A 14,706-nucleotide genomic window follows, 5' to 3' on the forward strand; every position below is an offset into this window, starting at 1 on the left:
TGTCTGCTCTCTGAATCTAGAAGGTGTAGCGGCTGATCGTGTCGGCGACGCACCCGGGCTTGACCTCGCCTTCGATCTCGACGGTCACGCGGATCCACGCCTGCACGCCGCCGTCGAGCGGCTCGACGCGCAGCAGTTCGCCGACCCCGCGCACGCGCGCACCAACCTTCACCGGCGCGGGGAAGCGGATCTTGTCGCAGCCGTAGTTGACGCCGAGCCGCGCGCCGTCGATGCGCACGATCTGCGGCAGGAAATAATTGACGAGCGACAGCGTCAGGTAGCCATGTGCGATGCACGCGCCGAACGGGCCGTCCTTCGCGCGCAACGGGTCGACGTGCACCCACTGGTGATCGCCCGTCGCGTCGGCGAAACCGTCGATGCGGACCTGGTCGATCGCCAGCCACGCGCTCGCGCCGAGCGTCTCGCCGGCGGCCGCCGCGAGTTCGCCGGGATGCGCGAACACGCGGGGCGTCGCGTGCACGGGGTCGAGGGTCGTCGCCATCATGCGTGCTGGCTGCTGACCGACAGCACTTCGCCCGTCATGTACGACGCGTAATCGCTTGCAAGGAACACCATCACGTTCGCGACCTCCCAGACTTCGGCGGCGCGCCCGAAGGCTTCGCGCGACGCCAGTTGATTCAGCAGGTCGGCCGGAGCCGACTTCTTCAGAAAATCGTGCATCGCGATGCTCGGCGCGACCGCGTTGATGCGCACGCCATACGGCGACGCCTCGAGCGCCGCGCAGCGCGTGAGCGCCATCACGCCCGCCTTCGCCGCCGCGTAGTGCGCCTGTTCCGCCTGCGCACGCCAGCCGAGCACCGATGCGTTGTTGACGATCGCGCCGCGGCCACGGGCCTGCATGTGCGGCAGCATCGCGCGCGTCATCCGGAACGTCCCGGTCAGGCTAATGTCGATCACCCGCGACCATTCGGCATCGTCCATTTCGACGATGCGTTTCGCGCCGCCGAGCCCGGCGTTGTTGATCAGGACGTCGACGCCGTCGAGCCGGTCCTGCGCGTCGGCGACGAGCGCCTGCACGTCGTCCTCGACCGCGACGTTGCACAGTCGGCCGTAGATCTGCCGCAGCCCCGTTTCGGCGCGCAGCGTTTCCACCGCCTGTTCGAGGCGCTTCTCGTGGATGTCGGAGATGAACAGCGCGCGACAGCCTTCCTCCGCGCAACGGCGCGCGGCCGCAAAGCCGATGCCGGCGCCGGCGGCGGCCGTGATCAGCACCGATTTGCCGGCGAGCAGCTGGTGGCCGGGCACGTACGCCGGCGCTTTCTGGATCTGAGGTTCGGTCATGCGTTTCCTCGCGGTTCCCTGGGCATGCCGAGCCCGCGCTCGGCCATGATGTTCAGCTGGATTTCGTTGGTGCCGGCGTAGATCGTGTCCGCACGGGAGAACAGGAAGACGCGCTGCAGATGGGTGAGCTTGTCGTCGGCCGGATCGATCACGTTCGCGCGGGAGCCGAGCGCGTCCATCGCGAGCTGCCCGAGGTCGCGGTGCCAGTTCGACCAGTAGTACTTGTAGATGAGTGCCTCGCGGCGCAGCGGCGCGGTGGCGCCGTTCGCGCCGTCCGCGCCCGACAGCATCCGCAGCGCGTTGTAGCGCATCACGCGCAGCCCGGCCCACGCGCGGCCGATCCGCTGGCGCAGCACCGGGTCGCGATCGGCGCCCGATTCGCGCGCGGCGTCGATCACCCATTCGAGCTCGCGCACGAACTGCATCTGCTGGCCGAGCGTCGACATCCCGCGCTCGAAGCCGAGCAGCGTCATCGCGATCCGCCAGCCGTCGCCCGGCGCGCCGACCAGGTCACGTGCTTCGGCGCGCGCGCCGTCGAAGAACACTTCGTTGAATTCCGCGCCGCCGTTGAGCTGCCTGATCGGGCGGATGTCGATGCCCGGCTGGTCGAGCGGCATCAGCAGGAACGACAGCCCTTTGTTGCCCGTCGACGCCGGATCGGTGCGCGCGAGCACGAAGATCCAGTCGGAATCGTGCGCGAGCGACGTCCATACCTTCTGGCCAGACACGCGCCACGTGCCGTCCGCGTCCTGCTCGGCGCGCGTGCGCACGTTCGCGAGATCGGAGCCCGCGCCCGGCTCCGAGTAGCCCTGGCACCAGAACTGCGTGCCGGCGAGAATCCCCGGCAAAAAGCGCGCGCGCTGGTCGTCGGTGCCGCACGCGACGAGCGTCGGCCCGAGCAGCCCTTCGCCGATATGACCCATCCGGCCGGGGCCGCCGGCGCGCGCGTATTCCTCGTGGAAGATCACCTGCTCGGCGACCGGGAAGCCGCGGCCACCTGCGTCGGTCGGCCAGCCGAGGCCGGTCCAGCCGCCTTCGGCAAGTTCGCGCTCCCACGCCTTGCGCAGTGCCGGGAAGGCTTCCTCGTCGCCGGGGCCGCCGCGGTATTTCAGGCACGCGAAGTCGCCGGCCAGGTGCGATTGCACCCAGTCGGCGACGTCGTGCCGCAATTGCTGTTCGCGCGTTTCGCTGTTCATTGCAGTGCTCCGGTGCGCGCGGCGGACGGACGCGTGGCGATCGAAGCCGACGGCAACGGCGACGTGAGCACGGCATCGTGCTGCGATGCGCCGCCGTCGATCGCATGGCGGGCGATCCATTCGAGCAGTTGCGGCGTGCTGCCGAACTGTGTGCCCGACGCCTGCGCGCGCTTGAAATAGAGATGCGGGTCGTATTCCCACGTGAAGCCGACGCCGCCGTGCAGCTGGATCGCCTCCTGGGCGCAGAACGCATACGCATCGTTCGCCGCGGCCTTCGCGGCCGCGACGTCGGCGCGCAGCGCCGCGCTGGGCGTGCCGCTGCCGGCTTCCGCGTCCCACGCGTGTGCGGCGCCGAGCACGGCCGAACGCGCGGATTCGATCAGCACCATCATCTGCGCGCAGCGGTGCTTGACCGCCTGGAACGACGCGATCGTGCGGCCGAACTGCACGCGCTGGCCCGTGTAGTCGAGCGTCAGGTCGAGGCATTGCTGCGCGCCCCCGAGCTGTTCGGCGGCCAGCGCGAGTGCCGCGAACCAGGCGGTGCGATCGAGCAGCCGAGTGGCAACGGCACCGCTGGCGAACAACGCGTCACGGCTCACGCGCGCTTCATCGAGAACGACGCGCGCGATCGGCCGTGTCGCGTCGAGCGTGTCGAGCGGTGTGACGTTCAGGCCGGATACCGTCGCGACGTCGATCGCGAACAGCCCGATCGCCTGCCCTTCGTTCGCGATCCGCGCAGGGATCAGCAGGAGGTCGGCGCGCGCCCCGTCGATCACCTGATCGATCGTGCCGGACAGCGCATAGCCGCCCGCCGCTTCCGCCGCGACGACCGGGCATTGCGCCGAGGCTGCGGGCAAGCCGAACGGCAGCGCCAGCGTCGCACTGCACGCGCCTTCGGCAAGCTTCGCGAGCCAGCCGGTCGCCAGCGGCGTGTCAGCGCAGCCCGCGAGCGCGGTCGCCGCAAGGCACGCCGTCGAAAAATACGGCACGCAAGCGACGCGACGCCCGAGTTGCTCCATCAGCAGCGTCTGCTCCAGCGCGCCGAGCCCCATGCCGCCCGCCGCCTCCGGCAGCGACAGCGCGTTCCAGCCGAGCTCCCCTGCCAACTCGCCCCACAGCGCATCGTCGCGGCCGGCCGACTGCTCGATCGCGCGGCGCACGTCGGCCGACGCGCTGCGTTCGGCCAGTACGTCGGCCGCCGCGTCGCGGATCATCGCCTGTTCGTCGGTGAGCGCCAGATCCATGCTCAGCTCCCGTACACGCGCTGCGCGGGCCGTGCGCCGGCGAGCAGTTGCGCGACCGCCGGGCCGACCTCGGCCGGCGCCCAGCGCGCGCCGCGATCGACGCTCGGGCCGGTACGCCAGCCTTCCGCGACCGCGATCATTCCGCCCGCGACCTCGAACACCTGGCCCGTCACGTCGGCCGACAGCGCACTGCCGAGCCACACGACAAGCGGCGCGACGTTGGCCGGATCGAAATAGTCGAAGCCGCCGTCCTCGGGCTTCTTCATCATGTCGGCGAACACGCCTTCGGTCATCGACGTGCGCGCGGCCGGCGCGAGCGCGTTCACGCGCACGCCGTAGCGCTGCAGCTCGACGGCCTGCATCAGCGTGAGCGCCGCGATGCCGGCCTTCGCCGCGCCGTAGTTCGACTGGCCGATCGACCCTTGCAGCCCGGCGCCGGAACTCGTGTTGACGATGCGTGCGTCGATCGGGTGACCGACCTTCGCCGCGTCGCGCCACACGCGCGCCAGCACGCTCGACAGGCAGAAGTGGCCGCGCAGGTGCACGCGCATCACGTCGTCCCAGTCGGTTTCGGTCATGCTGGTGAACATCTTGTCGCGGCAGATGCCCGCGTTGTTGACGAGCACGTGGACGTCGCCGAATGCTTCGCGCGCCGCGTCGACGATCCGCTGCGCCGTTTCGACGCGCGTGATGTCGTCCGCATTGGCAAGCGCACGGCCGCCCCGCCGTGCAATCTCGTCGCACACGGCCTGCGCGGCCTCGTGCCGGATGTCGTTGACGACGACCGCCGCGCCTTCGGCCGCGAACGCGAGCGCGTATTCGCGGCCGAGCCCGCCGCCCGCGCCGGTGATGATGACGGTGCGTCCGTTGCAGATTCCCATGCTGGTGCCTCTTGGATCGAGAGATCGTGACATCGTGAAAGTGACGCGCTCACAGGCGCTCGATGATCGTGACGTTCGCGAGGCCGCCGCCTTCGCACATCGTCTGCAGCCCGTAACGGCCGCCGGTGCGCTCCAGCTCGTGCAGCAGCGTCGTCATCAGCCGCGCGCCGGTCGCGCCGAGCGGATGGCCGAGCGCGATCGCGCCGCCGTTCGGGTTGGTCTTCTCGTGCGGGAAGCGCGTGTCGGCGAGCCACGCCTGCGCGACCGGCGCGAACGCCTCGTTCAACTCGACGACGTCGATCTGCGCCAGGTCGAGCCCGCTCTTCTTCAGCGCGGCCTGGGTCGCCGGGATCGGCGCCGTGAGCATCCACAGCGGATCGTCGCCGAGCACGCTCAGATGATGGATCCGCGCGCGCGGCGTGAGCCCGTAGCGCTTGAGCGCGTCCTCCGACACGATCAGCAGCGCCGCGGCCGCATCGCAGGTCTGGCTCGCGACGGCGGCCGTCAGCGAGCCGCCCGGCGTAAGCGGCTCGAGCGTCGCCATCCTGTCGAGCGACGTGTCGGGGCGCGGCGTCTCGTCGTGGAACACGCCTTCGAACGGCACGATTTCCCGCTTGAAATGGCCGGCCTCGATCGCCGCGATTGCGCGGCGGTGACTCTCCAGCGCATAGCGCTCCATCGCGTCGCGTGACAGGTTCCAGTGATCGGCGATCCGCTGCGCAGCGACGAACTGCGACACCGGCGCGTCGCCGAAGCGCGCCCGCCAGCCGGTGCTGCCCGAGAACGGATCGGTGAAGCCGAGCGGCGCCGCGCACGTCATCGCGGACGCAATCGGGATCTGTGTCATCGTCTGCACGCCGCCCGCGACGACCACGTCCTGCACGCCGCTCATCACGGCCTGCGCGGCAAAATGCACGGCCTGCTGCGACGAGCCGCACTGCCGATCGACCGTCACGCCCGGCACCTGCAGCGGCAGCCCGGCCGCGAGCCAGCAGGTGCGCGCGATGTTGCCCGCGAGCGGGCCGATCGTGTCGACGCAGCCGAACACCACGTCGTCGTATTCGTCGGCCGGAATCGCGTTGCGTTCGACCAGCGTCTTCAGCACGAAGCCGCCGAGGTCCGCCGCATGCACGTGCGCGAGCCCGCCCTTGCGGCGGCCGGTCGGCGTGCGCAGCGCGTCGACGATATAGGCTTGTTTCATTGATTGGGTTCCTCGAAGTCGAAGGTCTGCGCGGGGCCGATCGGCAATGCGTCGCCGAGGATCGCGTCGGCCACGCGGGCCTTGTGGAATGCGGTGTCGCCCCAGCTTCCGGAGAGCGCCCAGATCCGCTTCATGAAGATCTGCAGGTCGAGCTCCCACGTGTAGCCGATCGCGCCGTGCACCTGCATCGTGTGACGCGCGGCCAGTTGCGCGGCGGCGGTCGCCGCGAGCTTCGCGTGCGACACGAGCACCGCGCGCCGCGGGTGATCGTCGGCGAGCGCCTGCGCGGCGCGCGCGACCACCGGCCGCGCGAACTCGTAGCGAATCGCGACGTCGGCGAGCAGGTGCTTGAGCGCCTGGTACGAACCGATCGCCTTGCCGAACTGCTTGCGCTGCGCGCTGTAGTCGATCGCGACGTCGAGCACGCGCTGCGTGAGGCCGAGCAATTGCGCGGCAACCGCGAACGCGCCGTGGTCGAGCGCGCGATCGAGCAGCGGCGCGGCGTCGTCGGCGCTCGCGATGCGGGTGGCCGCCGACGGCTCCCAGTCGAGCGTGAACAGGCGCCGCGACGGGTCGACGCTGTCGACCGCGCGCCATGCGCACTGCGCGGGATCGACGCGATGCAGTTCGCCGCGGTGCTCGCACAGCAGCGCCTGCGCGACGTGCACGTCGGCCGCGTACGGGTCCACCGGATGCACGAGCGCGACACGCGCGCGCCCTTCTGCGATGTCGCGCAGCAATGCGTCGCGCCAGTCGCTCGCGGGCAGCCGCGCGAGCACGCCGGCCGACACGAGCGCGGTGTCGAGCAGCGGCTCGGGGCTGCCGAAGTAGCCGTAGGTCTGCGCGAGCAGCGCCCATTCGACTTCGCTCAGGCCGAGGCCGCCGTGCGCTTCGGGCACCGACACGGCGGTCAGCCCCTGCGACGCGAACAGCGCCCACAGGTCGTCCGAACGCCCGGTCGGCGTGGCCCAGAGTTCGCGGATCAGCTCCGGGGTCATCTCGGTCATCAGCAGGCGCTTCACGCTGTCCGCGAGCGCTTCCTGGTCTTCATCGAATACGAAATCCATACGATGTCCGTTCAGTGAGGGGGCGCCGGCGCGGTTACGCGCGCGGCATGCCGAGCATCCGTTCGGCGACGATGTTGCGCTGGATCTCGTTGGTGCCCGCATAGATCGGGCCGGCCTGCGCGAACAGGAAGCCGTCGAGCCAGTGGCCGAGCGTCGCGTGCTGCGCGGCCGTCTGCGGGACGACCTCGCCGTGCGCGCCGAGGATGTCGAGCGCCGTCTGGTGCATGCGCAGGTCGAGCTCCGACCAGTACACCTTGTTGGTGCTCGACTCCGCGCCGATGTGGCCGCCCTTCAGCAACCGGCTCGCGGTCGCATAGGTCGACAGCGCGTACGCCTGCGCATCCATCCATGCCTGCACCACACGCTCGCGCAGCGTCGGATCGCGGTCCGCGCTGTCGCGGTGCGCGAGATACAGGTCGCGCAGCGCCTGCGCGGTGCGCTGGAAGCGCGCGGGCGAACGCAGCATCAGGCCGCGCTCGAAGCCGGCCGTCGCCATCGCGACCTGCCAGCCCGCGCCCTCGGCCGCGAGACGGTTCTCGACCGGCACGCGCACGTCGTCGAAGAAGATTTCCGCGAAGCCCGTCTGCCCGTTCAGCTGGCGGATCGGCCGCACCGTGATGCCCGGCGCGGACAGCGGCACCATCAGGAACGTGAGCCCATGGTGACGCGACGATTCGGGGTCGCTGCGGAACAGCCCGAACAGCCAGTCGGCCCACACCGCGCGGGTCGACCAGATCTTCTGGCCGTTGAGCACGTACTCGTCGCCGATGCGGATCGCCGTCGTGCGGATCGCGGCCATGTCCGAGCCTGCGTTCGGCTCCGACCAGCCCTGCGCCCACACGTGCTCGCCCGCCGCCATCGCGGGCAGGAAGCGCGCCTTCTGCGCGTCGGTGCCGAAATCCATCAGCGTCGGGCCGAGGAGGAAGATGCCGTTCTGGTTCACGCGCATCGGTGCGTCGGCGCGCCAGTACTCTTCCTCGAAGATCAGCCACTCGATCAGGTCGCAGCCGCGCCCGCCCAGCGCGCGCGGCCACGTGACCATGCTCCAGCGGCCCGAGTGCAGCGTGCGCTCCCAGTCGCGGTGCGCGGCGAAGCCTGCCTCGGTGTCGAAGCTCGGCAGCCGCTCGCGCGGCACGTGCGCGGCGAGCCATTCGCGGATTTCCGCACGGAACGCCTGTTGTTGCGGCGTATAGGTCAGGTTCATGCGCGTGCCTCCTCGGCGCTTGCCTGGGCGTCGAACCGCGCGTCGCGCTTCTCGACGAACGCGGCGCGCGCTTCGGTCGAGTCGTTCGTCATGTACGCCTGCAACGTGAAGCCCTGCTCCCAGCGGTACTTGTCCTCGAGATCGCCGTCCTCGACGCCGTTCAGCGCCTCCTTCGCGAGCCGCACCATCGCCGGGCTCTTGTCGGCGATCTTGCGGGCGATCGCGAGCGCCGCGTCGCGCAGCGCGTCGCGCGGCACGACCTGCTCGACCGCGCCGAGCCGGTACGCTTCGGCCGCGTCGATCATCTCGCCGGTGAAATACATCGCGCGCACCTTCTGCACGCCGAACAGCCGCTGCAGATGCGCGCCGCCGCCCATCGCGCCGCGATCGATCTCCGGCACGCCGAAGCGCGCGCAATCGGCTGCGACGACGATGTCCGCCGCGCCGCAGATGCCGATCCCGCCGCCGAGCACGAAGCCGTGCACGGCCACGATCACCGGCTTCGGGTTGCGGTGCACCGAGCGGAACGTCGCGTAGTTGCCGGCGTTGACCGCGACGATCCGCTCCGGATGCGCGGCGAGCTCCTTGATGTCGACGCCCGCGCAGAAGCCGCGGCCTTCGCCGCGCACGACGATCACGCACACGTCGTCGTCCTCGCCGAGCGCGTCGAGCGCACGCGCGAGCGCATGCCAGCCCTGCGCGTCGAGTGCGTTCACGGGCGGTTGGGCGATCACCAGCTCGGCGATGCCGTCGGCGCGCTCGATCCGGAACGGCGCCGCGCCGGCCGGTTGGTTGGATGCTGTCATCTCCTCTGTCTCCCTGTAATTGTGCTCACGCGGCCTGCGGCGCCGGCGCGCCGCGCAGCGCGGCCAGTGCGTCCAGCCGCTCGCCGGCTTCCGCGACGATCCGCGCGATCAGCGCGTCGCACGATTCGATCGCGCCGATCATCGCGGCCGCCTGGCCGCTCGGCAGCACGCCGTCGTCGGGTCGCCCCTCGACGATCGCGCGCTGAATCAGGAACGGCGCGTTCGCCGCCATCAGCGTCTGGCTCGCCGTGTAGTCGTGCGAGCGCAGCGCCTCGAGCGCGAGGCCCAGCACGGCGCCCGTGCTCAGCCCGTTCTGGCGGCGCCACGCCTCGGCCGTCTTCAGCGCGAACAGCGTGCGGCGCAGCGGGCCGAAGCGTTCGAGCTTCAGCAGATACGGGTTATCGATCATCCGTTGCGGCAGCCCGTCGAGCGCGTCCGACACGCGGATGTGCGCCGGGTCGCCGACCGCGACGTACCGGTCGAGCGTCGCGCGCGGCACCGGCGATTCGGCGCTCATCAGGAAGCGCGTGCCCATCGCGATGCCGGCCGCGCCGTAGGCGAGCGCCGCAGCCAGCCCGCGCCCATCGAAGAACCCGCCGGCCGCGACGACCGGCACCCGCACCGCGTCGAGCACCTTCGGCAGCAGCAGCGTGGTCGGCACCGCGCCCGTGTGGCCGCCGCCTTCCGCGCCCTGCACCGTCACGATGTCCGCGCCGAGTTCGACCGCCTTCGCCGCGTGCTTCGGCGCGCCGACGGTCGGCATGCAGACGATGCCGGCGTCCTTGAAGCGGCGGATCGTCTTCGCGTCCGGCCCGCGGCCGTAGCTGACCGCGCGCAGCCGGTGCTTGATCGCGAGATCGACGACCTGCTGCGCGTTCTTCTGGAACATGTGGAAGTTGATGCCGAACGGCTGGTCGGTCAGCGACTTCACCTTCAGGATCTCGGCCTCGACCCGATCGGGTTCGAGCGTCGCGCCGGCGAGGAAGCCGAAGCCACCCGCGTTGGCGGTCGCGGCGACGAGCCGCGCGTCGGCCACCCAGCCCATCGCGGTCTGCACGATCGGGTAGCGGCAGCCGAGCAGGTCGCACAGCGGCGTATGCAGCGGGCTGTGAAGCAGGCCGTGAAGCGGGCTTTGAAGCGGGCTTTGAAGCGGACCATGAAGCGTCGTGCTCATGCGGCCGCTCCGTTGACGGCGGCCGGCGCGGCGTCGGCCTGCGTGTCGCCGTCCGCCGGTTCCGGCCTGCGCTGCGAGCTGGCCATCCTGCGTGCGTCGTAGCCGCCGAGGCGGTCGCCGCTGACGAGCTCGTTGTGCGCATGCGCGAAGTGATGCCACGCGAACGCCGCGTCCATCGCCGCGCGCTTGCCCTGCAGTTCCTCGACGTGGTTCAGCGCCTGCTTGGTCAGCGTGAGGCCGAGGCGCGGCATCGTCGCGATCTTCGCGGCGATCGCGTAGGTCGCGTCGCGCAGCCGCTCGCGCGGCACCACGCGGTTGACCATCCGCATCTGGTACGCGCGCTCGGCCGGCATCCGCTCGCCGAGGAACAGGAATTCCTTCGCGATGCGCGGGTTCAGCTCGTACGCATGCGCGAAATACTCGACGCCCGGAATCCCCATCCGCACGACCGGATCGGCGAAGAACGCATCCTCGGACGCGACGATCAGGTCGCACACCCACGCGAGCATCAGCCCGCCGGCGATGCACGCGCCGTGCACCATCGCGATCGTCGGCTTCGGCAAATCGCGCCAGCGCCGGCACATCCCGAGGTACACCTCCTGCTCGCGTGCATAGAGGAATTCGCCGCCTTCCTTGTCGACGTGGTCGTACCACAGCGACGCGCGGTCGAACGACTCGTGGATATCGCGGCCCGGCGTGCCGATGTCGTGGCCCGCCGAGAAATGCTTGCCGGCGCCCGCGAGCACGATCGCCTTCACCGCGTCGTCGTGCGCCGCGCGCCGGAACGCCGCGTCGAGCGCATACGTCATCTTCGAGTTCTGCGCGTTGTGATACTCGGGGCGGTTCATCGTGATCGTCGCGATGCCGCCGTCGACCGCGTAGTCGACGACACCGTCGCCGAACGTCATCTGGGTCGCTTCCATGTCGAGCCTCATTTCCGGCGCGGCGCCGGATTGTTGCGCACGATCGTCGCGCGCAGGTTGTGAGGGTCGAGCGCACGCACGATGCGCAGGTCGTCCGCGCCCGGTGCGACCGTCGTGCCGAGGTCCGGCGCGGCGATCAGCGGGAAGCCGGTCGCGTCCTGCACCTCGTCGAAACTCACGCCCGGATGCAGCGAGCGCACGCGAATCGCGTGGTCCGGCCCGCCGAAATCCATCACGCACAGGTCGGTGACGATGCTGCGCAGGTCGACGAAGGTCTTCATGCCGGGCAGCCGGCGCGCCGGGTTGTAGCCGACCGTGCAGACCATGTCGACTTCGCCCGCGACGAACGTGCGCTTGCCGTGGCCGCTGACGAAGAACGAGTTCGCGTGGTTCGTCGAATTGCCGGGAAAGCCGCGTGCGCCGAGCAGCTGGGTTGTCGGGCGCGCGTAGTCGTCGCCGAGCCACGAGATGTTGGCCTGGCCGAAGCGGTCGATCTGCGTCGGCATCACCAGCGCATGGCGGCGGCCGTGCCACAGGCAGTCGAACACGCGCTCGTAGGTCATCCAGCCGCTCGCCTTCACGCGATAGCCGTCGGGGCGGGCCCCAAGGGGCACCGGCTCCTCGACGAGATACGCTTCGCCGTCGGTCAGCATCAGCCCGTTGTTGTACGCGAGCCGCGCGAGGCCGGCCGCGAGCCGCGGGCCCGTGCCGATGCCGGTCGCCAGCACTTCGCCGTCGTCGCGCCAGAGTCGCGCGGACGCGACGATCATCAGTTCCGCGAGGGAATGGTCGAGAGATTCGCTCACTGGCGCTCCTTTACAGAATCGGCAACGGCAGCGTCGTCACGTGCGACAGCCCGCCGACGCCTTCGAGGTACTGGCGTTCGTCCTGGCCGACCACGTCGCGCAGGTACGCCGCCGTCTTCGCATCGTCTTCCGCGCTCGCGCAGTACGCGCGCAGGTGCGGCAGGTCCCAGCCGTAGTCCGGCCCGCACGACGTCGGGTGCGCGCCGCCCGGCGCATGCACGACGCCCGTGACGAGCGCGCGCTCGAACGGGTTGCGGCGCGCGGCGTCGAGGTCGTCGCTCGCGAGCGACGCGTCGACCGTTTCCGCCGACACGTAGCAGCGCTTCGCCGCGCGTGCCATCCACGCATCGAAGAACGGATCGGGACCGTCGATGCGCGTGTTGCCCATCCGGTCGGCCGCGTTCGCGTGGAGCAGCGCGACGTCGAGTTCGAGCGCCGGCATCGCGAGCAGCGTCTCGCCGTCGTCGTACGGCGATTGCACCGTGCGCAGCTGCGGCGCGTGATCGAGCAGCGCGGTGCCGAGGCCGGCCCGCGTCGGCAGGAACGGCAGGCGCGCGGCGGCCGCGCGCAGGCCGAGCTGCAGCATCCCTTCGTCGAGTTCCAGCACGTCGACGCGGCCCTGTTCGCGGGCGCGACGGAAATGCGGTTCCAGCGGGATCACGTCGAGCGACACGAAGCCGAACACCGCCTTGCGCACCTTGCCGGCGGCGCACAGCAGGCCGATGTCGGCGCCGCCGTATGCGACGATCGTCAGGTCCTTCAGGTTCGAGCGCGCGATCTCGCGCACCAATGCCATCGGCTTGCGCCGCGGCCCCCATCCGCCGATGCCGATCGTCATGCCGTCGGCGAGTTGCGCGACCACGTCGCGCGCGGACATCGTCTTGTCGAGAGGTTTCATCGTCATCGTGCTGGCTTACCGGTATCCGATGCTGAAATCGTGACCCCACTGGCTCACCTGGGTGGCCTCGAATACCGCGTGCTTCGACCAGTCGACCGTGAGGCCGCCGAAGCCGTATTCGAGATCGAAGCCGCCGGGGGTCTTCATGTAGAACGAGATCATCTGGTCGTTGCAGTGCCGGCCGAGCGTCGCCGACAGCTTCACGTCGTGCGCGGCAACCCGGTCGAGCGCGCGGCCGACTTCGTCCATCGCGTCGACTTCCGCCATCACGTGCACGCAGCCCGACGGCACGGCCATCTCGAACAGCGCGAGGCTGTGATGGCGCGCGTTGCGGCAGTGCATGAAATGGATGCGCTTCTCGGGCTCGGCGGGATCGGGCGTGAACTTCACGCGGTAGATGTCGGACAGCTCGAAGCCGAGCACGCCGCGCACGAACGCGTCGGTCGCGTCGAACCGCGGCGCGGGCAGCACCGCGTGGCCGAGCCCCATGTCGCCGGTGACGAAGCGCGCGACGCCCAGCGGCGACACGAAGCGGCGGAAGTCGCAGCGCGCGCCCCAGTACAGCTCGTGGCGGTTGCCGGACGGATCGGTGCACCACGCCATCGCCTGCACGCGGCGCAGCGCGGCTTCGTCGCGCGTGGCGCGCACGGCTTCGACGCCCGCCTGCCGCAGCGCCGCCAGCGCGGCGTCGAACGCGGCGCCGTCGGGCAACTCCCAGCCCGACGCGACATAGCGGTCGGTCGCGCCGGGGACGATCATGTAGCGGAAATCGCGCTCGTCCATCTTCAGGTACAGCGCGCCGCCGGGCGCGTCGAGCGCCTGCATGCCCAGCACGTCTTCCGCGTAGCGGCGCCACGCATCGACGCGGGTCGCCTCGACGACGACGTAGCCGAGCGCACGGACATCGATCATGTCGGCCTCCTCCAGGTTCAGAATCCGTTGTTCGTGAAAGGATTCTGGCCGGTCGGGGATGGCGTCACATCGTCTGTTGGGACGAGAGCCGGCCGGTCTTTTCGGACGAGACCGACGGGGGAAGCGTTGGGAATCGGACGCGCGCCAAAGCCCGGCGCTGCGGGCTCCAGGCGGACGATGCGCGGCGAAGAAAGCGGAAGAACGAAGGCGGAAGGTGGCGTCGGGTTACCGCGCCGCGGCACCCCGCGTCAGTCGAACGGGTTCAGCAGCCGGACGCCGGTGCCGGCGAAATCGTCGACGTTGCGCGTGACGACGGTGAGATCGTTGATCAGCGCGGTGGCCGCGATCAGCTTGTCGAGCGCGTGCGCCGGATCGGGCACGCGCAAATGGCCCCACATCTGGCTGGTCTCGATATCGACCGGCAGGATGTTCGACGCATAGCCGGACAGGATCGTCGCCATCCATGCCTCGAGCGCCGACGCCTGAGGATGATCGCCGCGATGGCGGATCAGGTCGACGCCGCGCCGCAGTTCGGCCACCGTCACGATCGACAGGTAAAGCGGGCTCGCGTCGGCCTCGGCCTGCCTGAAGAACGCGCGCACGCCGCGGTTGGTTCGCTTGCCCTTCCTGATCTCGCTGATGATGTTCGTATCAATCAAATACACGCCTGACCTCGCCGGAATCCTGAACACGTTGGAAATCCGCGTCGTCGCCGACGTCCGGCATGCTCATCAGCACTTGCGCGAATGTCCGTCGCTTCGGCCGGCCGAGCGCATCCGCCAGGATGGCCCGATGTTCGGCCTCGGCACTCCTGCCATTTGCCGCAGCCTGCTCGCGCAGGCTCTGAACGATACTGTCATCCACGTTACGCACCAGTAGATTTACCATGATTCCCTCCATCCAGATTGCTATCAATGATAGCGCCACGAGAGCGAATTGCAAGCATTGCTATCATCGTCGTGACCGGACGGAAGACGGAGTCGGTGTGGGGCCGGCGGCAGCGGACGACAGGAAGCCACCCGCGCTGCGCCTCCGGCCCGACGCGTCGCACTGCTGTCGTGCAAGGTAAACCGGATCGGGATGGGGAAAAAG

16 protein-coding genes are annotated in these 14,706 nt (G+C 70.0%); all 16 read right to left on the reverse strand.

The window, feature by feature from the left end; all coding sequences use genetic code 11:
• Window positions 1-16 precede the first annotated feature (16 nt).
• The 16 genes from ACTJKF_RS06470 to ACTJKF_RS06545 all read right to left on the reverse strand — a co-directional run bounded on the left by ACTJKF_RS06470 (window position 17) and on the right by ACTJKF_RS06545 (window position 14,502).
• Window positions 17-502 carry a MaoC family dehydratase gene (locus ACTJKF_RS06470; RefSeq protein WP_440622826.1) on the reverse strand — a complete coding sequence of 162 codons (486 nt, stop codon included), beginning with the start codon at window positions 500-502 and terminating at the stop codon, window positions 17-19.
• On the reverse strand, window positions 502-1,302 hold the full coding sequence (locus ACTJKF_RS06475; RefSeq protein WP_059537734.1) for an SDR family oxidoreductase: 801 nt from the start codon (window positions 1,300-1,302) through the stop codon (window positions 502-504). Before ACTJKF_RS06475 ends, ACTJKF_RS06470 begins: the two co-directional genes overlap by 1 nt.
• Window positions 1,299-2,498, reverse strand: coding sequence for an acyl-CoA dehydrogenase family protein (locus tag ACTJKF_RS06480; RefSeq protein ID WP_440622730.1), 1,200 nt, complete (start codon window positions 2,496-2,498; stop codon window positions 1,299-1,301). The genes ACTJKF_RS06475 and ACTJKF_RS06480 overlap by 4 nt, the downstream gene beginning before the upstream one ends.
• On the reverse strand, window positions 2,495-3,742 hold the full coding sequence (locus ACTJKF_RS06485; RefSeq protein WP_440622731.1) for an acyl-CoA dehydrogenase family protein: 1,248 nt from the start codon (window positions 3,740-3,742) through the stop codon (window positions 2,495-2,497). Before ACTJKF_RS06485 ends, ACTJKF_RS06480 begins: the two co-directional genes overlap by 4 nt.
• A 2-nt stretch (window positions 3,743-3,744) precedes the next feature.
• Complete coding sequence (locus ACTJKF_RS06490; protein ID WP_440622732.1) at window positions 3,745-4,623, reverse strand: SDR family oxidoreductase; 879 nt, start codon at window positions 4,621-4,623, stop codon at window positions 3,745-3,747.
• A gap of 49 nt (window positions 4,624-4,672) precedes the next feature.
• Window positions 4,673-5,824, reverse strand: a complete 1,152-nt coding sequence (locus ACTJKF_RS06495) for an acetyl-CoA C-acetyltransferase (RefSeq protein ID WP_440622733.1) — start codon at window positions 5,822-5,824, stop codon at window positions 4,673-4,675.
• Window positions 5,821-6,891, reverse strand: coding sequence for an acyl-CoA dehydrogenase family protein (locus tag ACTJKF_RS06500; RefSeq protein WP_440622734.1), 1,071 nt, complete (start codon window positions 6,889-6,891; stop codon window positions 5,821-5,823). Before ACTJKF_RS06500 ends, ACTJKF_RS06495 begins: the two co-directional genes overlap by 4 nt.
• Before the next feature lie 34 nt (window positions 6,892-6,925).
• On the reverse strand, window positions 6,926-8,095 hold the full coding sequence (locus tag ACTJKF_RS06505; RefSeq protein ID WP_440622735.1) for an acyl-CoA dehydrogenase family protein: 1,170 nt from the start codon (window positions 8,093-8,095) through the stop codon (window positions 6,926-6,928).
• The gene (locus ACTJKF_RS06510; protein ID WP_440622736.1) at window positions 8,092-8,901 is read right to left on the reverse strand and encodes an enoyl-CoA hydratase family protein; all 810 of its coding nucleotides are present in this window, start codon (window positions 8,899-8,901) and stop codon (window positions 8,092-8,094) included. Before ACTJKF_RS06510 ends, ACTJKF_RS06505 begins: the two co-directional genes overlap by 4 nt.
• 25 nt (window positions 8,902-8,926) lie before the next feature.
• Window positions 8,927-10,075 carry an NAD(P)H-dependent flavin oxidoreductase gene (locus ACTJKF_RS06515; protein ID WP_440622737.1) on the reverse strand — a complete coding sequence of 383 codons (1,149 nt, stop codon included), beginning with the start codon at window positions 10,073-10,075 and terminating at the stop codon, window positions 8,927-8,929.
• Entirely contained in the window at window positions 10,072-10,998 is a 927-nt protein-coding gene (locus tag ACTJKF_RS06520) for an enoyl-CoA hydratase (protein ID WP_440622738.1), read from the reverse strand. The genes ACTJKF_RS06515 and ACTJKF_RS06520 overlap by 4 nt, the downstream gene beginning before the upstream one ends.
• 8 nt (window positions 10,999-11,006) lie before the next feature.
• The gene (locus ACTJKF_RS06525; RefSeq protein WP_440622739.1) at window positions 11,007-11,804 is read right to left on the reverse strand and encodes a CoA-transferase subunit beta; all 798 of its coding nucleotides are present in this window, start codon (window positions 11,802-11,804) and stop codon (window positions 11,007-11,009) included.
• A gap of 10 nt (window positions 11,805-11,814) precedes the next feature.
• The gene (locus tag ACTJKF_RS06530; RefSeq protein WP_440622740.1) at window positions 11,815-12,708 is read right to left on the reverse strand and encodes a CoA transferase subunit A; all 894 of its coding nucleotides are present in this window, start codon (window positions 12,706-12,708) and stop codon (window positions 11,815-11,817) included.
• A gap of 9 nt (window positions 12,709-12,717) precedes the next feature.
• Window positions 12,718-13,614, reverse strand: coding sequence for a VOC family protein (locus ACTJKF_RS06535; protein WP_440622741.1), 897 nt, complete (start codon window positions 13,612-13,614; stop codon window positions 12,718-12,720).
• A 248-nt stretch (window positions 13,615-13,862) separates the two neighbouring features.
• Entirely contained in the window at window positions 13,863-14,279 is a 417-nt protein-coding gene (locus tag ACTJKF_RS06540) for a type II toxin-antitoxin system VapC family toxin (RefSeq protein WP_440622742.1), read from the reverse strand.
• Window positions 14,266-14,502, reverse strand: a complete 237-nt coding sequence (locus ACTJKF_RS06545) for a FitA-like ribbon-helix-helix domain-containing protein (protein ID WP_440622743.1) — start codon at window positions 14,500-14,502, stop codon at window positions 14,266-14,268. Before ACTJKF_RS06545 ends, ACTJKF_RS06540 begins: the two co-directional genes overlap by 14 nt.
• Window positions 14,503-14,706 lie beyond the last annotated feature (204 nt).

The organism is Burkholderia sp. 22313 (assembly GCF_052045245.1).
Taxonomy (GTDB): Bacteria; Pseudomonadota; Gammaproteobacteria; order Burkholderiales; family Burkholderiaceae; genus Burkholderia.